The following is a 26,845-nucleotide window of genomic DNA, read 5'->3' as shown; positions in this document are numbered from 1 at the left end:
GGAGCTCGGCCTCCGCCGGGAATACGAGACGCCTCGACCCCGATCTCCGCCCGTGATCACTGTAGCGAGCGTCTCCGACCTCCCCGCCGGCAGCCGGCGAACGTGAAACTGGTCAACCCCTGTTGACCAACGGCTTACCGCCGACATCTTCGCCAGTGATGCGGATTGTGCCTGGTTGATTACCATGGGCACGTTCGGGGTACAAGGCCCGTTGGATCGGTCGTGGGCTGAGTGGGTGAGTGGTCGTGACGCAGGGGGAGCGTCCGGACCTTTTCGAGGTGCTGGACATAGCGGTCACCGAGACCGGCGCGCGGGACCATCGCATCCGGCGCGCCAACGCGGCGGCCTGCGCCGTCCTCGGCCGCCCCGAGTCCGAGGTCATCGGTCTGACCTGGGAGGACGTCGCCGTCCCGGAGGACCGGGAACGCTGGACCGCGCAGGCCCGCCTACGGCTCGCGACGGGGCAGCCCAGGACCCGGATGATGCTCCGCGTGCTGCGGCCGGACGGCACCATCGTGCATGTCCTGTCCACCATCGCGCTGCTGACCGATCCCGACGGCGGCGAGTACTTCCTCTCCACTCTCCAGGACGTGTCCGAGGAGATCGCGGCGCACGACCGGCTCCGGCTCGTGGTGGAGAACACCCCGGTGTCGATGTTCCTGGCGGACCGGAACGGACGGGTCCTGGTCAGCGAGGGGATAGCGAACCCGGAGGCCGCGGCGGGGTTGTCGGAGGCTCGCGCGTCCTCCGTCTTCACGACGTTCGCCGATCTCCCCGAGGCGATCTCGATGATGCGCAGGGCGCTGGGCGGGGAGCGGGTCCACGAGATCATTGAGGCGTTCGGGCGCTGCCTCGACGTGCATCTGGTGCCCATCCCGGGCGGCGGCGGCGAGGTGGGGTCGGTCGCCGCGGTGGCCACCGACATCACCGAACGACAGCAGGCGCTGGCGAGCCTGCGGGTCCGGTCCGCCGAGCAGGCGCTCATCGCCGACCTCGGCCAGCGGGCGCTGGAGGCCGAGACCCCGGCCGCGTTGTGGGAGCACGCGGTGACGGCGCTGGCCGACCATCTCGGCGCCGACCTCGTGCAGGCCTACGAGCTGGATGAGAACGGAGAGCGGCTCGGCCTGCTCGCCCGCGAGGATCGACGCGAACCGCCCGAGCTGCCCCCCACCGACCCGACGCAGGTCGATACCACTGCGGGCGTCGATACCACTGCGGGCGTCGGTACCACTGCGGGCGTCGATACCACTGTGAGCGTCGACAGTCTGACGGTCCCCGTCGGGCGAGCCGACAGAATCCTCGCGATGATCGAGGTCCGGCGGCCGTCGGGCGCGGGCCCGCTCACCGATCAGGACGCCCGGTTTCTCCATTCCGTCGCCGCGGTGCTCGGCTCGGCGGCCATCCGCTTCCAGATGGAGAGCGAGATCCGCTATCGCTCCCTCCACGACGGGCTCACCGGGCTGCCGAACCGCACCGCGCTGCTCGATCGCCTGGAACGGGCGCTGCGCCGCGCCCACCACGACGACAGACGGGTCGGGGTGCTCTTCATCGACCTGGACGGGTTCAAAGCGGTCAACGACACCCTGAGCCACCAGGCCGGCGACGAGGTGCTCCGGGCCACCGCCACCCGGCTGGGGCGGGCGGTGCGGCCCGGTGACGTGGTGGGTCGGCTCGCCGGCGACGAGTTCGCCGTCCTGTGCGAGAACGTGGACGGCATCGCGGACCTCGAGGCCATCGCCGACCGGGTCCTCACCGCCCTGGAGTCGCCGAACCGGCTGCGCGACCACTCGTTCGTGCTGAGCGGCAGCATCGGCCTGGCCCTGTCCGGCCCGGACCTGCAGGACGGCGAACAGTTGCTGGACGCCGCCGACATCGCCATGTACGCCGCGAAACGTGCCGGGCCGGGGCAGCGCACGGCCTACGACACGTCCATGCGCGCCCGGCTCATGAACCAGCTCGCCCACACCGACGACCTGCACCACCCTCCGACCACGAACCACCCTCCGACCGCGAACCACCTGACCATGCTGGAGCTCACCGCGCTCGCGGCGATCATGCGTCCGGCGGAGGCCGAACTCACCAGACGGTGTTGATGATCGCCTCGACCAGGGTGCGGCCGTCCCGGGTGAGCGACACCGTCCCGGCGGCCTCGTCGACGCAGACCAGCCCGCGGTCCGCCAACGCGCGGAAGTGGCCGCTCCACGGCTCGGCGAGCAGGGAGCTGCCGGGGAAACGGTCCCGGTGCAGGCCGTCGCGCAGTGGTTGCAGGGTGGACAGGGCCATCCGGACCGCCCGGGACTCGCGGGCGGCCGGCGAGAAGGAGGTCGCGGACGCCAGGGGCAGCCGGCCGGCCTCGACCGCCGCGGTGTAGCGCCCCCAGGCGACCTCGGTGATCGCCTCCGAGGCGCGGCAGCTGGAACTGCCGCCGAGTCCGATCGCCACCTCGGCCTCCTGCCGATCCTGATCCACCATGATTGACTTCCAGGTCTCGGGGCCGCGGCCGGCGCGGGCGAAGTACATGGTCGGATGCTCCACGTAGCCGGCGCTGGCCAGCCCGTCGGTGAGCACCTCGCGCATCTGGTACTGCTCGCCGAGGGTCGGCCAGCGGTGGCCGGCCGCGGCGAGCCGGTCCCGGTAGGCGGGGATCTGCCAGGCCGCCGGCCGCTCCCCGGCGACCCCGGTCCGCGTCTCGGCGTACGGCCGCAGGTGGAGTTTCGTGCAGACGACCGCGGTCAGCCCGGTGTCGACGATGACGTCGAGGTCGTGGCGGACGCTGTCGACGGTCTGGTCCAGCAGGCCGTACATGAGGTCGACGCTGATCCAGCCGAAGCCGAGCCGCTGGGCGTCCCGGATGAACTCCACGCACCGCGCGCCGGTGTGCGGCCGGCCGGACTGCGCCAGGACCCGGTCGTCGAAGGACTGCACGCCGCAGGACAGCTTGGTGACGCCGAGCTCGGCGAGCGTCTCCAGCTTCTCGGTCGTGAGGCTGCTCGGATCGCCCTCGAAACGGATCGCGGTGTCGGGGGTGAAGCCGAAGTTCTCCCGGTAGAACCCGATGAGCCGCCGGATGGCGGATGCGGGCAGCAGGGACGGTGTGCCGCCGAAGACGTTGAACTCGCCGACCGGCGCGTCCGCCAGGGTGGGCACCCGGTCGAGCCAGAGCCGGGCCTCGGCGATGTTCAGGTCCACCCACCGGGCGGCCCGGTCCGCCGCCACCGCGGGCTCGCCCGTGACCAGCACCGTCGGGTACTGGCAGAACCGGCAGCGATAGGAGCAGGTCGGAATGTAGGACCACAGGTGGATCGGCGCGGTGTCGGCGAGCTGCTCCGTGAGATCGGCGAGGAACCGCTCCGGCGGATGGTCGGCCAGATCGCCCGGGAAGACGTGCGCGCCGAACGGGTCGCGGGCGACGTAGTCCAGCAGTTCCCGGTTCTCCGCCGCGCCGAGCACGGACAGCACCGTCGGAACCGGATACGACGGGTCGAGCTCCCGCAGGGACGCCAGTTCCGCGTTCTCGCCGACGATGGTCATCAGAACACCCCGCCGTTGCCGAAGTAGTCGTGCGCCGCGCCCGATTCCCGGTCCTCGCAGTAGTAGCGGACGAACTCCCGGAAACGGTGGGCGGGAACCTCGCGCAGGCAGGCCGGCAGCGGCGGCGGACGGCCGATGTCCGCCCCGGCCGTCGCCCGCAGCCGGGCGAAGATCTCCTCGGCGAACTCGAAGTACAACCGGTAGCTCGGTGTCTTGTAGGCGTGGATCGGGGTGAGGTCGACGACACGCATCTCGTCGGTCATCTCGGCGATGCGCCGGCCAAGCCGCCGGGCCAACGACGGCGTGAAGAACGCCGCCACGGCGTCGTCGTCGAGCAGTGACGGGGTGAGCAGCACGGGCAGGATCGTGTTCTTCGGCGTGAAGTCCTTGACGGAGAACTCCCACGCCTGGCGCGCCTGCGCCGCGGTGAGGTCCCGAGCCCGGTCGGCGGTCAGGTCGGGGTCCCGGATGTCGCGCATCACGATCGTCCCGCCGTGGCCGTACGCCCGCCCGGCGATGACCTCGGCCAGGGCGTGGTCGACCCGCCGGGGATTGATCTGGACCCGCGATCTCGGGGCGTACACGATCTCCTCCCCGGATCCCCGCACCAAGATGCCGAAATCCCAGTCGTCGGACAGGTGCGGGACGAACCGGCCGTCCTGCACCTGGTAGAAGATCTCGATCCCGCCGACCTTCTCGTAGGCGCCGCGCTCGACCGCGAAGCCCTTTCCGTCGGGGAATCCCCCGAACAGGCGGAAGGTCACCGAGCGGCAGCGCAGGGTGCGTTCGATCGCGTCCCACAACCGCGGCCGGCCGGCGAAATGGTCGGCGCGGTAGTAGTAGTCGCAGACCCCGATCGCCGCCTTGCCCGCCTCCATGGCGACGAACAGCTCCCACAGCCAGGTCGGGTCGACGCGGCAGTCCGCGTCCGCGGAGACCAGGTAGAAACGCCGGGCCGGTTCGGCGTCGGGCCGGGCCCGGCTGCGCGCGACCGCGAACTGCATGCCCGCCCGGCGGGCGCAGGCGACCCCCTGCTCGTCCTCGTGGATCACCTGGAGGGGGAGATCGGGGTGCGCGGCGGCGAACCGGCGGGCGACGTCGACGGTGGCGTCGGTGGAGTTGTTGTCGACGATCACCACCTCGTACGGCGCCCTGTCCCGCAGCGGCGCCCCGTCGTCGCGGCACTGGTCGTACAGGGACGCCAGCACCGCCGGCAGGTTCGCGGCCTCGTTGTAGACCGGCAGCACGACGCTCATCCGGACGCCGGCGTCCATCGGCCCGGGCCGCGGCGCCAGCGCCGGCCCGGCCATCCCGTCGAGCCCGGCCATCCCGTCGAGCAGGGCCTCGGCCTGACGGCGGTTGCGGGCGAGACGCCGGGCGCCGAGCCGGTGGTTGACGGCGACGGTCCGCCGGCGGGTCTCGGCGTCGACCAGCAGGTCCGCGACGGCGTCGACGAAATCCGGGGTCGGCAGGTCGCCGGCCGCGAGATCCATCACCGGTGCCCGGAATCCCGCGCTGCCGTACACCGTGTCGTACAGGTCGTAGCCGGTGGTGATGTACGGGACGCCGGCGGCGATGGCCTCCCCGATCGGATTGCCGTAGCTCTCGTAGTCGCCGGAGGTCAGAAACGACACCAGGTCGGCGTGGGCGAACAGATCCCCCACGGAGTAGCCGCCCCCGGCCGGCCGGCCCACCTCACCGGAATGCGGGGCGAGCCAGCCACCGAACACGACCCGGTCGGCCACCCCCAGCCGCCGGGCGAGCCCGGCCAGACGCGCGTACTCGGCCGGGGATTCCGCCCGGTCGCCGGTGACGAACAGGTGGACGTCGGCGGGCAGCCGCGGACGGGCGAGCAGCGCCGCGAGGAGATGGATGTCGCGGTCGATCCGTTTCTGCGGGATGAGCCGGGTGGGCCGGGCGATGAGGAGCGCCTGCGCCGGAATGCCGTAGGCCCGACGGAAACCGGCGTTGTGCTCGTCGACGACGGCCGGCGGCGCGCTGAACGTGTTCGGCAGCACCGCGAGGTTGCGCAGGCCGGGCCGCCAGTGCAGCATCCGGCGCCGGGCCTCGGCGTGCTGCACCAGATACTGGATGTGCGGCGAGTCCACGGGGGCGACCGCGTGCGGGTAGGGGAAGGAGCCGTACTTGTCCGCGCCCGGCTCGCTCTGCCACATCAGATCGTGGTCACGCCAGAACACGAACCGGCCGAGCCCCTCGGCGCGCCCGTACCGTTCGATGGCCAGGTAGAGCGCCCGGGTGTAGGTGATGTTCTCCGGCAGTGTGCCGTTCTCCACCAGCACGAACGAGACTCCGAGCCGCCGCCAGGTAGCGACGATACGGCGGCTGATCTGCTCGGCGACCTTTTCGATCCGCGACGCCAGCCGCTCGTCACCGGTCTGGACCACCTCCCGCAACACGGCCGTCACGAAATCCGCGTCATATCCCGGCACGGAGTCGAGACCGTCGATCCGGGCCAGTCGGACCCAGTCCGGCAACAACGCGGCCTCGTCGCGATAGGGCTGGAAGAAGGCGTTCTTGTCGGCCTTCACGTCATACCCGAGATCAAGGTGGACGCGGTAGCCGCGCTGGTGGAGAATCCGGGCGGTCTTCACGAACTCGACCACCACGCCCGAGATGGGGGTCGCGTCGAAGGAGATTCCCCAGAGGACCGGTTCGCCGCATCCCACTGCCACACCCCGCTTTTTCTCGCCGGCCGCGGTCCGCGGCGCGAGAGAAGCCAGCGCAGCCGACCGCGACGCGGCGCCACCCGGAAATCGGCTGCCTTTCCGATCCGCTGGTCGCCGGCGGCTCTGGTTATACCCGGAGCCGACCGCTTTCCCACCGCCGACGAGAATCTCCGGCGGCGTTCTCGCCTCCGGTTCACGCGGGACACTCCCGGTCCGGGGCGAACCCGGACGGGCACCGCCCCCCAAGCAGGCCACCCGAGCCCCTCGGCACCCCGGAGCCGGCGGCGGCTTCCAAAGAAATGGTGTTACGTGCACGAATGAAGGCAGGATTCGGGCGCGAGGAGGTTCAGTCCACGGTCGATCCCCACCGTCGTGCTCACCGCATCGGCCGCGGCGGCGGATGTCGCCGCCTGCTACGACCTGCAGGCCAACGCCTTCGTCACCAAACCCGCCAATCTCGATCAGTTCACCGAGGTGGTGCGCAGGATCGACGATTTCTTCCTGACCGAGGTCCGTCTTCCCATGGCTGACCGGAGGGAAAGGAATCTGTAACCATCCGGCCGGGTCAGTGGCCGGCGGAGTCAGTGGCCGGCAGAGTCAGTGGCCGGCGGAGTCGTTCATGGCACCGCGGGCCGGGAAGGGGACCATGCTCGCCCCGCCGTCGACGAGCAGGGATGCGCCGGTGATGTAGGACGCCTCCCGCGAGGCAAGGAACAGGACCGCCGCGGCGATCTCCTCGGGCAGGCCGGCGCGGCCGAGCGGGTAGGTGCTGGCCAGCGCGTCGGCCTGGGCGTGAGTGAGGTGGCCGAGCATCCGTTCGGTCACGGTCAGGCCGGGTCCGACGACGTTGACCCGCACGCCGAGCGGGCCGAGCTCGCCGGCCAGGCCGCGGGCGAACGACTCCAGATACGCCTTCGTGGAGCCGTAGGCGTTCAGGCCGGGCGAGAAGACCCGGTTCGCCGCACCGGACGAGATGAAGATCATCCGCCCGGGGAGCTTCGACCGGCTCAGGTGCGGCACCGCCGCCCGGGTGATCCAGTGCAACGCGTAGACGTTGCTGCGCAGCAGGTAGTCGAGCGCGTCGTCGTCGATCTCGGCGAGCAGGCCCTGGGCGTTGTCGGCGGCGCTGTGGACGACCACGTCCAACGCCCCGTGCCGGGCGACCGCCTCGTCGAACATCCTCGCGACGTCGGCCCGCTCGGCCAGGTCACCGAGGACCAGGGAGGCCGACAGTCCCCGCTCGCGGAACTCCCGCACGGTGCGCTCGCCGTAGCGGGCGGTCCGGGCGGCGACGACGACCGTGGCGCCCTCGACGGCGAACTCCTCGGCGATCGTGCGGCCGAGCCCCCGCCCGGCGCCGGTGACCAGGACGACCGTCCCGGCGAAGCGCCCCCCGACCGCCGCATCCCGCTGCCGCGCCGGCGCGCCGGCCGGGTCGACGGCGGGCTCGGCGGGCGGCGATGCGCTGGAGATGCCCGATAACCTCGCGGCGTCATCCGGTGCTGCTGTCATCTGCTCCTCCAGGCTTCATCTACACACAGAGAGTCACCCGCGACACAGGTCACATCCTATGATCTAACTATTGAGGGGCGCCGTCGGCGGCCGGCCCCCAGGTCATCGCCCCGGTGTGGCGGACTGGCCGCTGGGCACGGCGGTGTCCGGGGGCGGCCGGTCGATCCGCCACGGCACGCTGATCACGACCACGCCGGGCTGGAACAGCAGCCGGGTCTTGATCCGCAGGGCGCTCTGGTTGTGCAGGATGTGCTGCCACCAGTGGCTGACCACGTACTCCGGGATGACCACGGTGACGACGTCGCGCGGGCTGGCGCGGCGCAGCGAGCGCACGTGTCCGAGCACCGGGCGGGTGATCTCCCGGAAGGGCGAGTCGAGGATCCGCAGCGGGACGTCGATGCCGTGGCGTTCCCAGTCCTCGAGCAGGGCCTGCGCCTCCTCGCGGGAGACGGCGACCGTCACGGCCTCCAGGTCGCTCGGGGCCAGGGCCCGGGCGTAGGACAGCGCCCGCACGGTCGGCATGTGCAGGCGGGAGACCAGGACGATCACATGGTTGCGGCTCGGGCGGATCAGCCGGACCTGATCGGGCACGTGCAGCGTCTCGGCGACCCGGTCGTAGTGCCGGCGGATGCCCCGCATCAGCGCGAACAGCAGTGGCATCGCCACCACGACGATCCAGGCGCCCTCGAGGAACTTGCTGGCCAGAACGATCACCAGGACGAGCGCGGTGACGGTCGCCCCGACCGCGTTGATGCTCTGGGAGCGGCGGACGTGCCGCCGAGCCGCGACGTCCGCGACCGCTCCCCCGACGGCAGCCCCGCCAACGGCGGCCCCCCGACGGCGGCCCCCCCGACGGCGGCCCCCCCGACGGCGGCCCCCTCGGGGGCGGCCAGTTTGCGCTGCCAGTGCCGGACCATGCCGGCCTGGCTGAGGGTGAACGAGACGAACACACCGATGATGTACAGGTGGATCAGTGACTGGGTGTCGGCGTCGAAGGCGAGCAGCAGCAGCCCCGCGGCGACGGCGAGCAGCACGATGCCGTTGCTGAACACGAGCCGGTCGCCGCGGTTATAGAGCTGGCGGGGCAGGAACCGGTCGCGGGCGAGGATCGAGGCGAGCGCCGGGAAGCCGTTGAACGCCGTGTTCGCGGCCAGGATGAGGATGCCGGCGGTGAAGACGGTGTTCCAGTAGAAGAAGAACGTCTTGCCGAACACCGCCGCGCCGATCTGCGAGATGGCGGTCGGCACCGCCGTCCCCGGGGGCAGCCCGACGTAGTCGGTCGGGCTGCCCGCCATGTGGACGTCGCTGACCAGGGCGAGGATCGTGATGCCGACGAACATCGTGACCGCCAGCGCCGCCATCGCGGACAGGGTCAGCGCCGCGTTACGGCTCTTTGGCCGCCGGAACGCCGGCACGCCGTTGCTGATCGCCTCCACGCCGGTCAGCGCCGTGCAGCCGTTGGCGAAGGCGCGCAGGATCAGCAGCACCGCGAGGACGCCGGTCGTGGAGCTGGTCGCCCGGAGCCGGTAGTCGGCGGTCTCGGCGCGCATCGGCTGGCCGGCGAGGCCCTTGTAGGCGGCCCAGGCGAACATCACGTAGACGCCGAGGATGAACCCGTACGTCGGGATCGCGAAGACCCGTCCGGACTCCTGCACCCCGCGCAGGTTCATCAGCATCAGCAGGGCGACGAACCCGAGCGCGATCGGCAGCGCGTCGCCCGCGAGGCCCGGCGCCGCCGAGATGATGTTGCCGACGCCGGCGGCGACGGACACCGCCACGGTGAGCACGTAGTCGACGAGCAGGGCGCTGGCCGCCGCGAGCCCCGCGGTGCGCCCCAGGTTCTCGGAGGCGACGACGTAGGCACCGCCGCCGTTCGGATAGGCGTGCACCGTCTGCCGGTAGGAGGTGACGACCACCAGCAGGGTCAGCGCCACCGCGGCCGCGATGTACGGGGTGGTGTGGTAGAGCGTCAGCCCGCCCGCGGCCAGCGCGACGAGGATCGACTCGGTCGCGTACGCCACCGACGACAGCGGGTCGCTGCAGAACACCGGCAGGGCGAGCCACTTGGGCAGCTCGGTCTCGGCCAGCCGCTCACTGCGCATCGGGCGGCCCACGAGCAGCCGCCGCGCCACGTCACCGGCCATCGCGTCGCTCCGCCCCCGCCGCGCCCCCGCCGCGGGCGCGGTGCGGCAATCTCGCCCAGGATGCTAACGCCGACCCCGCGTTTTCTCACGCCACGCTGACGGCACCGCGTACGGTTCGCGCCGGCCTGCTGATTACTTCGCCCCGGAAAACACCGTTCGGACGCCAGGGGGGATTATCACCGGTTACTAACATCGCCGCCGATCATGCCTGGGTAACGGGCCACGACCGGGGGAACCGCGGCTATCATTTTCGCGGCACGCCGAGCCAGGCGCGACAATCATTCATGCTGAATCCTCGCAAGGCCCGATGTTTCCGCCGAAAGGGCCGATCGCGTGGCGCGGCCGCGCGGCCGGCCCCCGCCCTGGCTCCGGATCCGGCGAGGCGGGCGGGGGCGCAGGGCGTCCGAGGGGAGGGCTGGTGGGCGTGGAGGTTCGCCTCCTGACCGGGGCGGGCGTCGAGCAGCACCTCCCGGAGGCGCTGCCCACGCTGGTCGCCGCCGGCGAGGGGCTGGTCTGGGTGGACATGCCGAGCTGCGACGCGGCCGGCGCGCGGGTGCTGTCCGAGGTGTTCGGGTTCCATCCTCTCGCCGTACGCGACTGCGTGGAACGCAACCGCGTGCCCAAGGTCCGGGCGTACGCCGATCACGTGTTCGTCGTGCTGCACGCGCCCGAACGCGGCGCCGGCGGGCACGTGCACTACGTGGAGCTGGATCAGTTCATCGGCCCCCGCTACCTGGTCACCGTGCACGGACCGGCGAACCCGGCCGTCAGCCGGGAGGCGATGCTGCGGGAGACCGGTGAGGTCGCGGCCCGCCTCGACGCGGGCCGGCTGCGCCCGACCTCCCCGTTCGACCTCGCCTACGCGATCGGCTCGGCGCTCGCCCACCGGCAGGAGGCGTTCATCGAGGCGACGACCGGCGAGGTGTGGCGCCTCGAACAGCGCGTCACCGGCGGCCATCTGGGCGATCCCGAGCAGCTCCTCGACGAGCTGTTCCGCGCCCGGCACGGGCTGCTGGCCGTGCGCACCATGGGCGCCCTGGGCCGGGAGGCCCTCGACCGGCTGTCCGTCCTCGCCCGCACCGCCCCACCCGGCGGGCACCCGACCCCGGTGGCGCCCGACAGCGTCGCGATCCGGGCCCTGCTGGCCGCGCGCCCGCTCGTCGACGACCTCGCCGACCAGTTCGACCGCATCCGCGCCCTCGCCGACGCGCAGCGCGATTACCTGCAGGGAGTGATCGAGTTCTACCGCACCCTGACCGAGACGAAGATGACCATTGCCGCGGAGCGTTTCGCCGTCATCGCCGCCGTCACACTCCCGATCACCGCGCTGTCCTCCGTCCTCGGCATGAACATCATCGTCAACGACCGCTCCCAGTACCCCGAGCTGCTCATCGTCCTGGCCGTGATGGCCGCCATGTCCGCGACCCTCCTGCGCTGGGCCCGCCGCCGCGGCTGGTGGTGACCTGGCCGGCCATGTGGCCATGTGGCCATGTGGCCATGTGGGCATGTGGGCATGTGGGCATGCTTCCGCACGCGGCTCGCCCGGCGAGACGTACGCGGGTCGGCGTGGGTCTCCAGGATCGTGCGTACAGGGGAGAGCGAGGTTGATGATTCCAGATCGCTGGAAATATGCCATCTGGGCGGTGATATTCGCCGTCGCGCTCGCCGCCACCGGCTGCGCGGACGGCGGCCTCCCGGAGCCGGCGGCGTCGCCCGGGGACCATGTGACGGTGGAGGCGACATCAAGTGAAGCGACATCAAGTGAAGCGGCATCGGGTGAAGCGGCATCGAGCACCGGCGTCACCGTCATCGAATGCGGACGGCCGTTTCGGCCGCCGGCCGGTGGCCGGCTGATTCTGAGAGGGCGGTTTCCCGCCGAGGCTGAGGCCGCCGACCGGGCGGTTGCCGGCACGGTCGAGGTCACCAGTGGGGTTGCTCTGCATGGTGTCGGTGCTCCCCGCGCCGACGTGTTCCTGGTTCGCGACGGCCGGGTCGCGACCCTGCCGGTGCCGCAGGACGCGCTCGGAGTCCGGTGGGATCTCGCGCCAGGGAAGATCACCCGCCTGTCGGGGGAGGCCACGCTCGTGGCCTGCGACCCAGCCGGCGGGCTCGTGCGTCCCGGAGGCTACGACCTGTACGCGCGGGTGCTGTTCACGCCGGACGACGGGGCGGGGGTGGAGTCCTTCGGCGGGCCGTGGCCGCTGGACGTGCGATGACGCCGATGGCTGGGAACCCGCGTCCGGGTTTCCCAGCCATCGGCGCGACTACCGGCGGGTCAGCCCGTCACGATGCTGACGCCCAGTGTGGGCGCCACCACGGTCCACGGCTCGGCCCAGCCGGTGGTGCTGCTGAACGCGATGAAGTGGCCCCGGATCCACGCGCCGGAGGCGTCCTTGGCGTAGAAGGGCGCACCCGAGTCGCCGTTCGTTCCCACGTTGCCGCCGGTGTAGGCGATGACCGGGGATTTGCAGCCGGAGCTTGTACACACCTGCGCGTTGATGCTGGTCGCGGTGTGACCGCACTGTTCACCGCTGGTCCGGCCGCTGAAGCAGTAGTCGGTGTATCCGACGTAGGCGGTGCCGGCGGCGACCACCGGGATGCTGGTGCTGCTGGTGACTCCGCCGGTGAAGATCCGGCCCGAGTAGGACTGCCCGCCGATGAGCTCCACGTCCTTGGCAGCGCCGTTGACGGTGGGCAGGTGCCGGTTGGAGACGGTGCCGTACGCGTTCGCGTTGGACTCGGTCCGGACGGCGGCGCCGGTGGCGAAGCAGTGGCCCGCGGTGGTGATGAACCGGGTTCCGGCGGAGTTCTGCACGGTGTATCCGGAGGAACATAGGCCGCCGCCGGACTGGATCCCGCCACCGCCGTAGAACGGGCTGATGTCGTCGCGGCGATGCCAGGCGTCGCTCGTGCCCGTGTGCCGCACCTGCAGCCGAGCGGCTGCCTGCCGCTGGCTGGCCTGTGCGCTGGACAGGTCGGTCAGCGAGGATACGACTCCCGCCGGCGCGTCGGTCTCGAGCACAATCTGGCCGGTGGCCGGGTCGGTGTAGCTGCCGAACGAGTACTTGGTGCCATTCTTGGCGACGTACTGGGCGATTCGCTCCTGGATCGTCGTCAACGCCGATGTCGTGGCGTCCGATGGGGAGACCCTGGCGGAGGCGGCGTTGTCCGGGGCGCTGTTGGCGTCAACGGCGGTCGTCGCCGCCGGGGTGGGTTTACCCGTCGCCCCCTGCGCCGGGCTCACGGTCAGCATTGTCACGGCCGCGGTCATGGCGACGGCGGCACCGAGGAGGGTCGTTCTCTTTTGGGACATATACGTCCTTTTCGCGTGGAGGTCACACTGAACGAGGTCACCGACCCGCGCGCCGACATGGGCGAGGACGACGCAGAGACCGCGGCAAGCCGGCCGCGGAAAGGTGCGTGGTCGGTAGCCGGGAATTCACCCTGAGGGGGCACCCTGCCGTGATCAGGGTGGACCGGCGATGCCCGTACCCGACGGAGGCAGTCGTGATCTCCAAGTGGTCGCACTGCCACACCGGGAATAAGCGGGAGGTCGGCGTGGCCAGCCCAGCAGCGGCGCGGCTCGGTGCCGCGGGCGTTCGAGGCGCGATGACGCGATGACGGCGAGCCGTGACCGTGCCGCCGGCCCGCTCGCCGTGCGCTGACATGGCGGGCTGACATGGCAGGCTGACATGGCAGGCGGCTTCGCCACGAAGACGCCTTCAACTCGGAGCTGCATGTGCAGGAGTCCCGAAGCGCTCCGCTCCGGCCGCTCATGTCCAGTTCTGATAGTTGTTGCCGCTACAGGGCAGCGTATACGCTTGATATCCGGTTCCATTCGGACTTTCCTGATCGCTGTCCAGGCATTTTCCCGTGCCCACATTGCGGAAGGCCTGTCCGAAACGGGTGCTCGACGCGACTACCCACTGCTGGCCGGCTGAGCCGTCGCAGGCGGTCGCGTACAGGGCGTCCGGCATTTTGGCGCCGTCCGGGGTGTATCCGCCGGCGGTGCTGACCATGCAGCCGCCGGTGCCGGCGCGGGATTGCCTGAGGTCGCGGCCGGCGGCGTAGACGTCCGCGGGCGGACCGGTCTGGCCGCCGTCGATCATCTCCGGAGCCATGTAGGTCGGTGTGCCGAGAATTCCCTGACTGGTGGTCAGCTCGGTGGAGCCGTCCATCACGCTGGCGATGCCGAAATCGGTCACCTTGGGGTGCAGCGCCGGGCCGTAGCCGCCGAGCAGGACGTTCGCGGGTTTGAGGTCGCGATGGACGATGCCGAGGTCGTGGGCGACGCCGAGACCGGTCAGAATGTCGACGGTCAGGGCGGCCGCCTCCGCCGGGGCAGGGTTCCCCGGGAACGCAGATACTGGCGCAGGTCGGAACCCTCGATAAAATCCATCACAATGGCCAGCAGACCGTGTTCGGCGACCAGATCCCAGACCTTGACCACGAACGGCGACTGAATGCGGGTGAGTACCGATCGCTCCCGCATGAACCGGGCGACTATTCTTTCGTCGGTGGTGAGTTCCGGCAGCAGGAGCTTGAAGGCAAGGACTCGTCCGGACTGGTCGTGACCACGCCACACCTCCCCCATCCCACCCCGCCCTACCAGGGATTCCAGGGTATATGAACTGCCCAGCCCCATCGCCCTGCCGTGTGCCCGCCGCTTCGTCCGCCTGCGTTGCCGTGGTGACGAGGCAACAACATAGCCAACGGGCCGGTCGCCGGTTCTTTCGGGGCAAACCATTTACCGAGAAGGCGGTCGGACCCGCCGACCTGCAAAAACGCGCCGGATCGGGCAGAGCACCGGGATCGGTCCGCACGCCGCCGGTCACCGACGGCCGGGCCGGTGGACCGGCAGAATGGCAGCACTCAGACGGCGTATTCGAGCGTCTTGTGATGGCCTTACGGCTGGTAGCGGTAGCCCATGCCGGGTTCGGTGGTGAGGTGGCGGGGGCGGGACGGGTCGGGTTCGAGTTTGCGGCGCAGGCGGTTGACGTAGAGCCGCAGGGACGAGGTGTCGTCGGCGTGGCCGGGGCCCCAGACCTGGTCGAGCAGGGCCCGCGAGGCGATCAGCTTGCCGGGCTCGCGGACCAGCGCCGCCAGCAGCCGCCACTCGGTCGGCGTCAGCCGCACCGACTCGAGCGCCTGCACTGGCCCGTCGGCCGCCACCGCGCCGGCCGGTCCGTCGCCGTTGGCGACCGCAGGTACTCCTGCGCCGTCGGCCGTCCCGGATGACGCGCAGGCGCCGGCCGCCCCCGCGGTCTCAGCTGCGCCCGCCGGGGTCTGGCCCGCGCAGGCCTGCGGCGGGTCGGCCAGGACGGTGACGGACTTGGCGGCGAAGTCGATGCGGTGCCGACCGATCATGATGACCGGGCCGGTCTCGGCGCCGCCGGCGCGGCGGGTGACGGCGCGGATGCGGGCGAGCAGCTCCTCGACGGAGAAGGGCTTGGTGACGTAGTCGTCGGCGCCGGCGTCCAGGGCGGCGATCTTGTCGGGGCCGGAGGTGCGGCCGGACAGGACGATGATCGGGACGCGGGTCCAGCCGCGCAGGCCGCGGATGACGTCGATCCCGTCGAGGTCGGGCAGGCCAAGGTCGAGCACGACCAGGTCGGGCGGGTGGCTGGCGGCCTCGGTGAGGGCGTGGCCGCCGTCGACGGCCGTGCGGACCTCGTGGCCGCGGCTACGCAGGTTGATCCGCATCGCGCGCAGCAACTGCGGCTCGTCCTCGACGATCAGGATGCGTCCCACCCGTTCCCCGCTCCCCTCACCACTCGACCCACCCGACCCGGCCGACCCGGCCGACCCGGCCGATTTGGCCGCCGGGCTCACCGCCGCGCCGGGGTGAGCGCGTCCAGCGCCCGGTTGAGCCCCAGCACGTTGACCACCGGTTCGCCGAGGATGCCGAGGCTGCGGCCGGTCGTGTGGTCTCGCACGAGCGCGGCGACCCGGTCGGCGGACAGGCCGCGGGCGCGGGCCACCCGGTTGACCTGGAGGTCAGCGTAGGCGGTGCTGATCTGCGGGTCGAGGCCGCTGGCGCTGGCGGTGACCGCGTCGGCGGGAACGGCGGGGTGCGCGGGAGCGTCACCGCGGATGAGGACGCGCTGGCCGGCGGCGATGTCGTCGGTCAGCGACCGGCAGCTCACCGGCACCCCGGCGTAGGTGGCGAGGAACGGCCGGGCCGGGCAGAGCTCGTTCACGCTGACGACCCGCGTCACCCGGCCGTCGTAGCCGGGCCCCGCGTGGTGGACGGCGAGCACGGCGCCGACCCCGGAGGAGGTGCAGTACGGTCGGCGGCCGTCGACGCCGTCCAGCGTGCCGACGGCCTGGCTGCGGGCGCAGACCTGGGTGAGCAGGCTCTGCCGGGACTCGTCCGTGCCCTGCGTGGCCGGGTCGTCGAAGGCGTCGACGACATCCTCCGGGCCGAGGTTCGACGCCGAGGTGGACGTCGGGTCGTAGCCGTCCCCGGCCGCGGACGGCCGGCTCTGGAAGTAGCGGGCGATCGGCCTGCCGGCGTCGTCGGTGAACGACTGGCCGATGAGCGACGAGCCGACCCGCCGGCCGTCGGCGCCGGTGACGAACGAGCCGTCGGCGCGGTCGTTCAGGCCGGGGAGCTGGGCGACGGCGAGGATCGCCAGTGGGTAGGCGACGCCGACGACGACGGTGAACACGAGCAGGATCCGCAGGGCGGCCAGGTGCTGGCGGACCCAGCCGGGCAGTCGCGCGAACATGGGCTAGCCCACCCCCGGGATGAACTGGACGAGCAGGTCGATGAGCTTGATGCCGACGAACGGGGCGATGATCCCGCCGAGGCCGTAGCGGGACAGGTTGCGCGTCAGCAGGGCGGAGGCGCTGCTCGGCGTGTAGCGCACGCCGCGCAGGGCCAGCGGGATCAGGGCGACGATGACGAGCGCGTTGAAGATGACGGCGGACAGGATCGCCGACTCGGGGGTGGCCAACCGCATGATGTTCAGGCTGTCCAGCCCGCCGTAGACGCCGGCGAACATCGCCGGGATGATCGCGAAGTACTTCGCGACGTCGTTGGCGATGGAGAACGTCGTCAGCGCCCCGCGGGTGATGAGCAGCTGCTTGCCGATCTCGACGATCTCGATCAGCTTCGTCGGGTCGCTGTCGAGGTCGACCATGTTGCCGGCCTCCTTGGCCGCGGACGTGCCGGTGTTCATGGCCACGCCGACGTCGGCCTGGGCGAGCGCCGGGGCGTCGTTCGTGCCGTCGCCGGTCATCGCGACGAGCTTGCCGCCCGCCTGCTCGGCGCGGATGAGCGCGAGCTTGTCCTCGGGGGTGGCCTCGGCGAGGAAGTCGTCGACGCCGGCCTCCTGCGCGATCGCCTTCGCGGTGAGCGGGTTGTCCCCGGTGATCATCACGGTGCGGATGCCCATCCGGCGCATCTCGTCGAAGCGTTCCCGCATGCCGGTCTTGACGACGTCGGCGAGCTGGATGACGCCGAGCACCCGCGCGTGCGCCGCCGGGCCGGAGCCGGTGATCTCCCCGACGACCAGCGGCGTCCCGCCGGCGGCGGAGATGCCGTCGACGACCTCGCCGAGCTCGGCGGGCACCGTCCCGCCGGCCGCACGCACCCAGGCCACCACGGCCCCGGCCGCGCCCTTGCGAATCCGCCGCCGCGCCACCCCGCCGGGGTCGGCGAGATCGACGCCGGACATCCGGGTCTGCGCGGTGAAGGGGACGAACATCGCCGCGCGCAGCTCACCGGGGGACCGTTCGCGCAGGCCGTGGCGCTCCTTGGCGAACACGACGACCGAGCGGCCCTCCGGCGTCTCGTCGGCGAGCGAGGACAGCTGGGCGGCGTCGGCGAGGGCGGCCTCGCCGACGCCGCCGACCGGGAGGAACTCCCGGGCCTGCCGGTTGCCGAAGGTGATCGTTCCGGTCTTGTCGAGCAGCAGCGTGTTGACGTCGCCGGCCGCCTCGACCGCCCGGCCGCTCATCGCGAGCACATTGCGCTGGACCAGCCGATCCATCCCGGCGATGCCGATCGCCGAGAGCAGCGCGCCGATCGTGGTCGGGATGAGGCAGACCAGCAGGGACGCCAGCACGATGCCGGTGATCCCGTGGCTGGTCAGCGCCGCCGAGTCGGGGATGGCGGGCTGCTGCGCCTTGGTGAAGATCGCCAGCGGCTGGAGGGTGGCGACGGCCAGCAGGAAGATGACGGTCAGCGCGGCGAGCAGGATGTTCAGCGCGATCTCGTTCGGGGTGCGGCGCCGGTCGGCGCCCTCGACCAGGCCGATCATCCGGTCGATGAAGCTCTCGCCGGGCTGCTGGGTGATCCGCACGACGATCCGGTCGGAGAGCACCTTCGTCCCCCCGGTGACCGACGACCGGTCGCCGCCGGACTCGCGGATCACCGGCGCGGACTCCCCCGTGATCGCCGACTCGTCGACGCTGGCGATGCCCTCGACGACGTCTCCGTCGCCGGGGATGAGCTCCCCGGCCGCGACGACGACCAGGTCGCCGCGGGCCAGCCGGGGCGCGGGCACCTCCTCCACCGAGACGCGCTCCCCCGTACCTTCGGCCTCCGTGACCGCGTCGCCCTCGGCGATCTCCTCGGCGGCGGGGGCGGGCTGGCCGGGTGACCAGCCGGTCAGGCGGCGGGCGATCGTGTCGGTGCGGGTGCGGCGCAGCGCCGCGGCCTGGGCCTTGCCGCGGCCCTCGGCGACGGCCTCGGCCAGGTTCGCGAACACGACCGTGAGCCACAGCCAGACGGTGATCAGCCAGCCGAACACGGACGGGTCGGCGATCGCCAGCACGGTCGTGAACGCCGCGCCGACCTCGACGATGAGCATGACCGGGTTGCGCCACAGCGTGCGGGGGTCGAGCTTGCGCAGGGCCGCGGGCAGCGAGCGGCCGAGCTGGCGCGGGTCGAGCAGGCCGCCGCGGGTGGTGGTGCTCAACGGTGGATCCCTTCCGCGAGCGGGCCGAGGGCGAGCGCCGGGAAGAACGTCAGCGCGACGATGATCACGGCGATGGCGCCGAGCATCCCGGCGAACTGGGGCCGGTGCGTCGGCAGCGTGCCCGCGGTCACCGGGACCGGGTGCTGGCGGGCGAGGGAGCCGGCCATCCCGAGCACGAACAGCATCGGCAGCAGCCGGCCGAAGAGCATCGCCAGGCCCAGCGCGGTGTTGTACCAGGTCGTGTTCACCGTGATGCCGGCGAACGCCGAACCGTTGTTGTTCGCCGCCGAGGTGAACGCGTAAAGCACCTCGGACAGCCCGTGCGGACCGGAGTTGAGCATGCCGGCGCGCTCGCCGGGCAGGCCCATCGCGATCCCCGTGCCGAGCAGGGCGATCGCCGGGCTGGTCAGGAAGTACAGCGAGGCGAACTTGATCTCCCGGGAACCTATCTTCTTCCCGAGGTACTCGGGTGTTCGCCCGATCATCAACCCGGCGACGAACACGGTGACGACGGCCAGCACGAGCATTCCGTAGAGGCCGGATCCGGTGCCGCCGGGTGCGACCTCGCCGAGCATCATGTTGAACAGCAGGGTGGCGCCGCCGAGGCTCGTGTAGGAATCGTGGAAGGAATTGACGGAGCCGGTGGAGGTGAGCGTCGTCCCGCTGGCGAACAATGCCGAGTCGGGCACGCCGAACCGGGTTTCCGTGCCCTCCGTCGCCGCGCCGACCGCGACCGGCACCGTCCCGTGGTGCGCGGTCTGGAAGGCGGCGTTCACCGCGAAGCTGCCGAGGGCGAGCACCGCCATGACCGCGACGATCGCCAGGCCCTGGCGGCGGTCGCCGACCATCCGGCCGAAGGTGCGCGGCAGCGAGAAGCCGATCGCGAGCAGCAGGTAGATCTCGACCAGGTTCGTCCACGACGTCGGGTTCTCGAACGGATGCGCCGAGTTGACGTTGTAGAAGCCGCCGCCGTTGGTGCCGAAGTCCTTGATGGCCTCCTGGCTGGCGACCGGCCCGCCGGTGATCGCCTGATGGCCGCCGGCCAGCGTGGACACCACCCGGTTGCCGTGCAGGTTCTGGATCGCCCCGCCGGCGATGAGGACGATGGCCGCGAGCACGCAGACCGGCAGCAGGATCCGGACCACCGTCCGGGTGAGGTCGACCCAGAAGTTGCCGATCTCGTCACCGGTGCCGACCAGGTCGTCCCGACTGCCGGCGCCCTGCCCCTCCGCCCCGCCTGGCCTGCCTGGCCCGCCTGGCCTGCCTGGCCTGCCTGGCCTGCCCGAGGCGACCGGCGACCGGCGCCGCGCGAAGCCGCGGACCACCGCCACCGCGACCGCGATGCCAACGGCCGCCGAGGCGAAGTTCTGCACGGCCAGGCCCGTCATCTGCACGAGGTGGCCCATGGTCGCCTCGCCGGAATACGCCTGCCAGTCGGTGTTCGTCGTGAAGCTCACCGCGGTGTTCCAGGCCAGCGCCGGCCCCACCGCGTCGAATCCGAGGTTCAGCGGCAGATGCCCCTGGATGCGCTGGAGCAGGTACAGCAGCAGCACGCTGACCAGCGAGAACGCCAGCACGCTGCGGGCGTAGACCCCCCAGCGCTGGCCCGCGTCGGGGTTCACCCCGGTCAGCCGGTAGATCGCCCGCTCGACCCGCAGGTGCCGCTCGGTGGTGAAAACCCGGTACAGGTGGTCGCCGAACGGGCGGTAGGTGACCCAGAGCGCGGCGACCAGCAGCGCCACGGCGAGGACGCCGGCAACGGACGTCGACATCAGAACCGCTCCGGGAACAGCAGCGCCGCGACGATGAATATCCCGAGTGCGATCGACAGCACCAGTCCGGCGATATTCTCCGCGTTCACAGTCTTTCGACCCCTCGCAGCACCAGCGCCAACAGCGCGAAACATCCCAGCGTCAGCAGGACGTACACCACGTCGAGCACGCGCCCCTCCTTCATCCCGGTAGGGGCCCAGTAAAGCGCGACGAAAACCGAAAAGGGCGATCGCTCACACGTTTCTCACGGCCCGGCAGCCATTTCTCACGGCCCACTAACACCGATCAAGGAAAAACGGTCTGTCCCGACCTTCGGATGGTTCCCGCACAGCCCGGACAGGCGCACCATGGGTGGCGTGCCACGCGGAACACTGCGCATCTACCTGGGGGCGGCGCCCGGGGTGGGCAAGACCTACGCCGCGCTCGACGAGGCCCGGCGCCGCCGCGACCGGGGCACCGACGTCGTCGTCGGTCTCGTCGAGACCCACGGGCGCCGGCGCACCGCGGCGATGCTCGACGGGCTGGAGGTGGTCCCCCGCCGCTTCGCCGAACATCGCGGCGTCACCTTCACCGAGATGGACCTCGACGCGGTGCTGGCCCGGCGCCCCGCGGTGGCGGTCGTCGACGAGCTCGCCCACACCAACGTCCCCGGCAGCCGCCACGACAAGCGCTGGCAGGACGTCCAGGAGCTGCTCGCCGCCGGCATCGACGTCATCTCCACCGTCAACGTCCAACACCTGGAGTCGCTCAACGACGTCGTCGAGACGATCACCGGGGTGGCGCAGCGGGAGACCGTGCCCGACGCGGTGGTCCGCGAGGCCAGCCAGGTCGAGCTCGTCGACATGGCCCCCGAGGCGCTGCGGCGGCGGATGGCCCACGGCAACGTCTACGCCCCGGACAAGGTCGACGCCGCGCTGGCCAACTACTTCCGCCCCGGCAACCTCACCGCCCTGCGCGAACTGGCCCTGCTGTGGCTGGCCGGCAAGGTCGACGACCAGCTCGACCGGTACCGGGCCGAGCATCGCATCGGGGGGACCTGGGAGACCCGTGAGCGGGTCGTCGTCGCGCTCACCGGCGGCCCGGAGGGCGAGACCCTGATCCGGCGGGCGGCCCGGATCGCCTCGCGCACCAAGGGCGCGGAGCTGCTCGCCGTGCACGTCGCCCGCTCCGACGGGCTCACCGGCGCGGACCCCGCGGCCCTGGCCGGGCAGCGGGGGCTCGTCGACAGCCTCGGCGGCAGCTTCCACCAGGTGATCGGCGACGACGTGCCGACGGCGCTGCTCGACTTCGCCCGCGCCGAGAACGCCACCCAGCTCGTCCTGGGCGCCAGCCGCCGCGGCCGGCTCGCCCGGGTCCTCAGCCCCGGCATCGGCGTTACCACGACGAACCTGTCCGGCCCGATCGACGTGCACATGGTCACCCACGCCGAGGCGGGCACCGGCTGGCGGCTGCCGCGGGTCCGCAGCGGGCTGGCGCCGCGCCGCCGGATCATCGCCACACTCCTGACCCTCGCCCTCGTCCCCGCCCTGACGGCGGTGCTCGTGCAGGCCCGAGGCCCCGCCAACCTGTCCATCGAGATCCTCGGCTACCTGATCATCGTGGTGACGGTGGCGCTGATCGGCGGTTTCTGGCCGGCGCTGCTGTGCGCGCTGGGCAGCGGCCTGCTACTCAACTACTACTTCACCCCGCCGCTGCACCACTGGTCGGTCGCCGCGGGCGACAACGCTTTCGCCCTGGCCGGCTTCGTCCTGGTCGGGACGATGGTCAGCCGGGTCGTCGACCTCTCCGCCCGCCGCTACGGCCAGGCCGTGCGTGCCTCCGCGGAGGCGGCGACGCTGTCAGTGCTCGCCGGCAGCGTGCTGCGCGGCGAGGACGCGCTGCCCGCGCTGCTCGACCGGGCCCGGGAGACGTTCGCCATGACGTCGGCGACCCTGTTCGAACGCGACGGCGACGGCTGGCGGGCCGTGCTCAGCGTCGGCCCGGACCCGTGCGCGCGGCCCGAGGACGGCGCGGTGGACGTCCCGGTCGGCGACACCCTCGCCCTCGCGCTGACCGGACGGCCGCTGCCGGCCGCGGACCGCCGCATCCTCGCCGCCTTCGCCGCCCAGGCCGCCGTCGCCCTCGAACAGCGCCGCCTGGCCGAGGCCGCCGCGCGGGCCGCGCCGATCGCCCAGGCCGACCGGGTCCGCGCCGCGCTGCTCGCCGCCGTCAGCCACGACCTGCGCACTCCGCTCGCCGCCGCCAAGGCCGCCGTCACCGGCCTGCGTTCCGCCGACGCCGTGCTCAGCCAGGACGAGCAGGGCGAGCTGCTGGCCACCGCGGAGGAGTCCCTCGACCGGCTCACCCGCCTGGTGGAGAACCTGCTGGACATGTCCCGGTTGCAGGCCGGGGCGCTGAGCGTGTTCCCCCGCCCGATCGGGCTCGACGACGTCGTCCCGCACGCGCTCGACGAGCTCGGCCCGCCCGCGCGGCGCATCCCCATCCGCATCCCCGACGACCTGCCGACGATCGACGCCGACCCGGCGCTGCTGGAACGGGTGCTGGTGAACCTCGTCGGCAACGCCCTGCGCCACGCCCCGGCCGGGCACCCCCCGGTGATCACCGCGAGCAGCCTCGCCGACCGGGTGGAGCTGCGCGTGGTCGACCACGGCCCCGGCATCCCCGCCGCCCATCGCGACCAGGTCTTCCAGCCGTTCCAACGGCTCGGCGACCGGGACAACACCATTGGCGTCGGCCTCGGGCTCGCCCTGTCGCGCGGTCTGACCGAGGCGATGAACGGCACGCTCACCCCGGAGGACACCCCCGGCGGCGGCCTGACGATGGTCGTCAGCCTGCCCGCCGCCGAGCCGCCGCCGTCGCTGGCCGCCCTCGACGAGGCGGAGCCGCGGCCACCCCTCCACCCGCCGACGCCCGTCGACGACCTGGCCTGAGACGGGTGAGTCCTACGTGGGGTCAGTGGCCGAGGGGATCTGATCGGGCGGCGGGGAGCGCCTCGGGGTTCGGTGCGCCCTACCGGCTACCGCATCCTTCATGTCCTTATGTGATCATTCGCGCACGGAGCCGTGCCGAGGGCTAGTCGCGGTTTCCGGCCCTGAAACCGTGGCTAAGCCTCGGCACGATCTGGCCGCAATCTGGCCGGAAAGCTGGTGACGGTTCCGGCAGGCGACGAACCGGGATTGGTCTCCGGCACCTGCCGGCCGCCATGTGGCCAGGACTGGCGCCGACCGACCTCGGCCCGGGCCAGGGGGAGAGCGGAGATGACGGGACGAGGATGGCTTGGAGAGAGCGGGTCGCCGGGGCGCTGGAGCGGTGGCAGGTGCCGATCTATCTGGTCGCCATCTCGGGCGGGGCGGTCGCGGGCCTTGCCGCGCCCGGGGGCGGGCCGGGGTTGGAGCATGCGATCAACCCGGCGCTCGGGGCGTTGCTGTTCGTGACGTTCCTGCAGGTACCGGCGGCCGAGCTGGTGCACTCGCTGCGGGCGGGGCGGTTCCTCGCGGCGGTGCTCACCGTCAACTTCGTCGTCGTGCCGGGCGTCGTCGCCGCGCTGCTGCCGTTGCTGCCCGACGAGCGGGCCGTGCGGCTCGGCGTGCTGCTCGTCCTGCTGTGCCCGTGCGTCGACTACGTCATCGTGTTCAGCGGGCTCGCGGGCGCCCGCGCCGGCGCGCTGCTGGCCGTGACGCCGGTGCTGCTGGCCGCGCAGATGCTGCTGCTGCCGGTGTTCCTGCTGGCCTTTCTCGGCCCGGGGCTCGCCGACGTCGTGGAGGTCGACCCGTTCCTCGCGGCGTTCGTCGGGCTCATCGTCGTCCCGCTCGCGCTGGCCTGGGCCGCGCAGGCGTGGGCCGCCCGCCGGCCCGCGGGCGCGGCGTTCGCCGGGGCGGCCGGGACGGCGATGGTGCCGCTCATGGTCGTCGTCCTGGTCACGGTCGTCGCCTCGCAGGTCCCGAAGATCGACGACGACCTCGCCGACGTGGTCGCCGTCGTGCCCGCGTACGTGACCTTCCTGGTCGTGATGGCCGTTGCCGGGCTCGGCGTGGCCCGGCTGTTCCGCCTCGACGTCCCCGCCGCCCGGGCGGTGGTGTTCACCGGCGCCACCCGCAACTCCCTCGTCGTGCTGCCGCTGGCCCTGTCGCTGCCCGACCGGTTCGCGATCGCCGCCGCCGCCGTCGTCACCCAGACCCTCGTCGAGGTCCTCGGCATGATCGTCTACGTGCGGGCGATCCCCCGCCTGCTGCCCACCGGCCGCCCGCCCGCGCCGGACGGCGACGAACCGGCCGCGCCCGGGTCGTTGGTGTGAGCAGACAGACCATGGCCCGAACGGGTAGGTGCGCCCTTTGCGAGCAGGATGAATCTGCAGGACAACAACGTTCACGAGGGGGTTGCCATGTCATTCGATGGAGCGGGTGTCGTCGTCACGGGTGCGGGTTCGGGTCTGGGCCGCGCGGTCTCGCTGCGGCTGGCGGCCGACGGCGCCCAGGTCGTGGTCTCCGACATCGACGAGAAGGGCGGCCAGGAGACCGTCCAGCGGATCTCCGACCAGGGCGGCAAGGCGAGCTTCGTCGCGGCCAACGTCGCCGACCCCGCCAGCGTCACCGAGCTGTTCGACACCGCAGTCTCGGTGCTCGGCGGCCTGGACATGGCGGTGAACAACGCCGGCGTCGCGCACGCCCCGACGGACCTTCACCTGCTTCCGATCGAGGACTGGGACCGGGTTCTCGGGGTGGACCTGCGGGGCGTGTTCCTCTGCATGCGCGCCGAGCTCGGCCACATGGTCGCCGCCGGGCACGGCCGGATCGTGAACATGGCCTCCAACGCCGGGGTGAAGAACGCGCCGTCGATGGCCGGGTACACCGCCGCCAAGCACGGCGTGGTCGGCCTGACGAAGAACGCGGCGCTGCAGTACGCGCGGCGCAACATCCGCGTCAACGCGGTGTGCCCGGGCACGATCCTCACCGAGGGGCTGGCCGGCTACGGCCCCGAGCAGCAGGCGGAGTGGGCCTCGCTCACCCCGGTGGGGCGCGTCGGCACCCCGGAGGAGGTCGCCGGCTCGGTCGCCTACCTGCTCTCCGACGAGGCCGGGTTCATCACCGGCCACTCCCTGCTCATCGACGGCGGTCTCATGTGGGACTGACCGCCGCCCCGGGCGGCCGCCGCGGGCGACCGGTGCGCGACTGACCGCACCGGCCCGCGGAGCCCGACGGACGGGTGATGGCATACAACTTCTGCCATGGCGGTCGGCGGGGGGCAGTCCGGGCGGCGCTGGTTGTGGGTCGGGGTGGCGGTCGCCACGGCCGGGGCGGCCGGCGCCCTGATCGCGGTGTGGCTGGTGCCGCCCGCGGTCTATCGGCCGGCCGATCAGGCCGACGCCCGGGCCTCGCTGCAGTCGGGGCTGCTCACCGCCGCCGCGGCGATGGTCGCGGTCGTCGGCGGCCTGGTCGCCCTCGCCGAGACTCGCCGGTCGAACGAGAACACCCACGTCCGCGAGCTCTACAGCCTGGCCGTCACGCAGCTCGGCGCGGACGACGAGACGATCCGCCTCGGCGGCATCTTCGCGCTCGAACGCATCGCCACCGACTCCCCGGCGGACCAGCGGACCGTCGTCGCGGTCCTGTCCGCGTTCATCCGCCGGCGCAGCGCAGACCCGGCCCTGCGTGCCCCCACCCCGCCGGCCGACGCCGGCGCCGGCCGGGGAACGCAGGACGACGGCGTCGCCCCGGTGCGGTTCGCCGCCGATCTGCGGGCCGCGGTCCAGGTCCTCGCCCGCCTGCCCGAGCGCCGCGGGGTCGACCGCGCCGACCTCAACGGAGCCGACCTGACCGGCCCCGCGAGCCTGGCCGGGCTCCGCCTCGACTACGCGAACCTGGCCGGGGTGTGGCTGGCCGACGCCGATCTCACCGGCGCTCGGCTGGAGGGCGCGAACCTCGCCGGGGCGATGCTCGCCCGCGCCGACCTCAGCCGGGCCGCGCTGCTCGTGGCGAACCTGGCCGGGGCCAGGCTGTCCGGCGCCGATCTGCGCGGCGCCCGGCTGGGCGGGGCGAAACTGACCGCCTGGCCGGACCGGTACACCTTCATCCGCGTGCGGTTGGACGACGCCATCCTCATCGGTGCCACACTGCAGGGCGCGGATCTCACCGGAGTCGAGGGACTGACCCAGGAACAGATCAACAGCTCGCTGGGCAACGATCGGACGCGCCTGCCGGTGGACCTGCACCGGCCGCGGTCCTGGGACTGAACCATGGGAATTCCAAGAATGCGCCGGTATGTCCGTCACCGAC

General features: G+C 72.1%; 19 protein-coding genes and 1 pseudogene. 8 read left to right on the top strand and 12 right to left on the bottom strand.

Features of this window, described 5'->3' with window-relative positions:
- Positions 1–239: 239 nt before the first annotated feature.
- Positions 240–2,093 carry a bifunctional diguanylate cyclase/phosphodiesterase gene (locus FRAQA3DRAFT_RS29695; protein ID WP_009742750.1) on the top strand — a complete coding sequence of 618 codons (1,854 nt, stop codon included), beginning with the start codon at positions 240–242 and terminating at the stop codon, positions 2,091–2,093.
- On the opposite strand, the gene FRAQA3DRAFT_RS29690 is transcribed toward FRAQA3DRAFT_RS29695, so the two are convergent.
- Both FRAQA3DRAFT_RS29690 and FRAQA3DRAFT_RS29685 read right to left on the bottom strand, forming a co-directional pair.
- On the bottom strand, positions 2,077–3,531 hold the full coding sequence (locus tag FRAQA3DRAFT_RS29690) for a radical SAM protein (RefSeq protein ID WP_009742749.1): 1,455 nt from the start codon (positions 3,529–3,531) through the stop codon (positions 2,077–2,079). The two genes, FRAQA3DRAFT_RS29695 and FRAQA3DRAFT_RS29690, sit on opposite strands and share 17 nt — an antisense overlap.
- Positions 3,531–6,224, bottom strand: coding sequence for a glycosyltransferase (locus FRAQA3DRAFT_RS29685; protein ID WP_009742748.1), 2,694 nt, complete (start codon positions 6,222–6,224; stop codon positions 3,531–3,533). Before FRAQA3DRAFT_RS29685 ends, FRAQA3DRAFT_RS29690 begins: the two co-directional genes overlap by 1 nt.
- A 366-nt stretch (positions 6,225–6,590) precedes the next feature.
- On the opposite strand from FRAQA3DRAFT_RS29685, the gene FRAQA3DRAFT_RS29680 reads away from it, so the two are divergent.
- Positions 6,591–6,770, top strand: coding sequence for a hypothetical protein (locus FRAQA3DRAFT_RS29680; protein ID WP_051054510.1), 180 nt, complete (start codon positions 6,591–6,593; stop codon positions 6,768–6,770).
- Between the two features lie 45 nt (positions 6,771–6,815).
- Here FRAQA3DRAFT_RS29680 and FRAQA3DRAFT_RS29675 read toward each other — a convergent pair whose 3' ends face one another.
- From FRAQA3DRAFT_RS29675 to FRAQA3DRAFT_RS31945, 3 genes are all read right to left on the bottom strand, one after another.
- Positions 6,816–7,730: an SDR family NAD(P)-dependent oxidoreductase gene (locus FRAQA3DRAFT_RS29675; protein ID WP_009742747.1), complete on the bottom strand. Its 915-nt coding sequence runs from the start codon at positions 7,728–7,730 to the stop codon at positions 6,816–6,818.
- Positions 7,731–7,832: 102 nt separating this feature from the next.
- Positions 7,833–8,444, bottom strand: coding sequence for a hypothetical protein (locus FRAQA3DRAFT_RS37865; RefSeq protein WP_035921710.1), 612 nt, complete (start codon positions 8,442–8,444; stop codon positions 7,833–7,835).
- Entirely contained in the window at positions 8,441–9,874 is a 1,434-nt protein-coding gene (locus FRAQA3DRAFT_RS31945; RefSeq protein WP_083873708.1) for an APC family permease, read from the bottom strand. The genes FRAQA3DRAFT_RS37865 and FRAQA3DRAFT_RS31945 overlap by 4 nt, the downstream gene beginning before the upstream one ends.
- Before the next feature lie 424 nt (positions 9,875–10,298).
- Between FRAQA3DRAFT_RS31945 and FRAQA3DRAFT_RS29660 the strand changes: the two genes are divergently transcribed.
- The gene (locus FRAQA3DRAFT_RS29660; protein WP_051054679.1) at positions 10,299–11,336 is read left to right on the top strand and encodes a magnesium transporter CorA family protein; all 1,038 of its coding nucleotides are present in this window, start codon (positions 10,299–10,301) and stop codon (positions 11,334–11,336) included.
- A 262-nt stretch (positions 11,337–11,598) separates the two neighbouring features.
- A complete protein-coding gene (locus tag FRAQA3DRAFT_RS29655; protein ID WP_157467766.1) occupies positions 11,599–12,090 on the top strand; it encodes a hypothetical protein in 492 nt (163 codons plus the stop codon).
- Between the two features lie 59 nt (positions 12,091–12,149).
- On the opposite strand, the gene FRAQA3DRAFT_RS29650 is transcribed toward FRAQA3DRAFT_RS29655, so the two are convergent.
- From FRAQA3DRAFT_RS29650 to kdpF, 7 genes and pseudogenes are all read right to left on the bottom strand, one after another.
- Positions 12,150–13,187, bottom strand: coding sequence for a hypothetical protein (locus tag FRAQA3DRAFT_RS29650; protein WP_009742744.1), 1,038 nt, complete (start codon positions 13,185–13,187; stop codon positions 12,150–12,152).
- Positions 13,188–13,647: 460 nt separating this feature from the next.
- Positions 13,648–14,468, bottom strand: a pseudogene (locus tag FRAQA3DRAFT_RS33870) (protein kinase).
- Between the two features lie 311 nt (positions 14,469–14,779).
- On the bottom strand, positions 14,780–15,625 hold the full coding sequence (locus FRAQA3DRAFT_RS29635) for a response regulator (RefSeq protein WP_009742743.1): 846 nt from the start codon (positions 15,623–15,625) through the stop codon (positions 14,780–14,782).
- A gap of 77 nt (positions 15,626–15,702) precedes the next feature.
- Positions 15,703–16,605, bottom strand: a complete 903-nt coding sequence (locus FRAQA3DRAFT_RS29630) for a potassium-transporting ATPase subunit C (protein ID WP_009742742.1) — start codon at positions 16,603–16,605, stop codon at positions 15,703–15,705.
- Between the two features lie 3 nt (positions 16,606–16,608).
- Positions 16,609–18,801, bottom strand: a complete 2,193-nt coding sequence (gene kdpB / locus FRAQA3DRAFT_RS29625; protein ID WP_009742741.1) for a potassium-transporting ATPase subunit KdpB — start codon at positions 18,799–18,801, stop codon at positions 16,609–16,611.
- On the bottom strand, positions 18,798–20,573 hold the full coding sequence (kdpA, locus tag FRAQA3DRAFT_RS29620; protein ID WP_009742740.1) for a potassium-transporting ATPase subunit KdpA: 1,776 nt from the start codon (positions 20,571–20,573) through the stop codon (positions 18,798–18,800). The genes kdpB and kdpA overlap by 4 nt, the downstream gene beginning before the upstream one ends.
- Positions 20,573–20,662, bottom strand: a complete 90-nt coding sequence (gene kdpF / locus FRAQA3DRAFT_RS37860) for a K(+)-transporting ATPase subunit F (RefSeq protein WP_009742739.1) — start codon at positions 20,660–20,662, stop codon at positions 20,573–20,575. Before kdpF ends, kdpA begins: the two co-directional genes overlap by 1 nt.
- 258 nt (positions 20,663–20,920) lie before the next feature.
- Here kdpF and FRAQA3DRAFT_RS29610 point away from each other — a divergent pair, with 258 nt between their 5' ends.
- The 4 genes from FRAQA3DRAFT_RS29610 (at position 20,921) to FRAQA3DRAFT_RS29595 (ending at position 26,802) form a co-directional block, all read left to right on the top strand.
- Entirely contained in the window at positions 20,921–23,503 is a 2,583-nt protein-coding gene (locus tag FRAQA3DRAFT_RS29610) for a sensor histidine kinase KdpD (protein ID WP_009742738.1), read from the top strand.
- Between the two features lie 341 nt (positions 23,504–23,844).
- The gene (locus FRAQA3DRAFT_RS29605; RefSeq protein ID WP_009742737.1) at positions 23,845–24,867 is read left to right on the top strand and encodes a bile acid:sodium symporter; all 1,023 of its coding nucleotides are present in this window, start codon (positions 23,845–23,847) and stop codon (positions 24,865–24,867) included.
- A gap of 87 nt (positions 24,868–24,954) precedes the next feature.
- Positions 24,955–25,701 (top strand): SDR family NAD(P)-dependent oxidoreductase, encoded by a 747-nt coding sequence (locus FRAQA3DRAFT_RS29600; RefSeq protein WP_035923800.1) that lies wholly within the window; start codon positions 24,955–24,957, stop codon positions 25,699–25,701.
- Positions 25,702–25,797: 96 nt separating this feature from the next.
- On the top strand, positions 25,798–26,802 hold the full coding sequence (locus FRAQA3DRAFT_RS29595) for a pentapeptide repeat-containing protein (protein ID WP_009742735.1): 1,005 nt from the start codon (positions 25,798–25,800) through the stop codon (positions 26,800–26,802).
- The last annotated feature ends 43 nt before the right edge of the window (positions 26,803–26,845 follow it).

The sequence above is a fragment of the Frankia sp. QA3 genome (genome assembly GCF_000262465.1).
GTDB lineage: Bacteria > Actinomycetota > Actinomycetes > Frankiales > Frankiaceae > Frankia.
This window is presented reverse-complemented; position numbering and strand designations above follow the sequence as displayed.

Bases quoted from the DNA above. Each gene is read 5' to 3' on its own strand.
- FRAQA3DRAFT_RS29630 (WP_009742742.1), bottom strand. From the start codon at position 16,605: ATGTTCGCGCGACTGCCCGGCTGGGTCCGCCAGCACCTGGCCGCCCTG.
- FRAQA3DRAFT_RS29605 (WP_009742737.1), top strand. From the start codon at position 23,845: ATGGCTTGGAGAGAGCGGGTCGCCGGGGCGCTGGAGCGGTGGCAGGTG.
- FRAQA3DRAFT_RS29595 (WP_009742735.1), top strand. From the start codon at position 25,798: ATGGCGGTCGGCGGGGGGCAGTCCGGGCGGCGCTGGTTGTGGGTCGGG.
- FRAQA3DRAFT_RS29650 (WP_009742744.1), bottom strand. From the start codon at position 13,187: ATGTCCCAAAAGAGAACGACCCTCCTCGGTGCCGCCGTCGCCATGACC.
- FRAQA3DRAFT_RS29610 (WP_009742738.1), top strand. From the start codon at position 20,921: ATGGGTGGCGTGCCACGCGGAACACTGCGCATCTACCTGGGGGCGGCG.
- FRAQA3DRAFT_RS29690 (WP_009742749.1), bottom strand. From the start codon at position 3,531: ATGACCATCGTCGGCGAGAACGCGGAACTGGCGTCCCTGCGGGAGCTC.
- FRAQA3DRAFT_RS31945 (WP_083873708.1), bottom strand. From the start codon at position 9,874: ATGGCCGGTGACGTGGCGCGGCGGCTGCTCGTGGGCCGCCCGATGCGC.
- FRAQA3DRAFT_RS29600 (WP_035923800.1), top strand. From the start codon at position 24,955: ATGTCATTCGATGGAGCGGGTGTCGTCGTCACGGGTGCGGGTTCGGGT.
- FRAQA3DRAFT_RS29675 (WP_009742747.1), bottom strand. From the start codon at position 7,730: ATGACAGCAGCACCGGATGACGCCGCGAGGTTATCGGGCATCTCCAGC.
- kdpA (WP_009742740.1), bottom strand. From the start codon at position 20,573: ATGTCGACGTCCGTTGCCGGCGTCCTCGCCGTGGCGCTGCTGGTCGCC.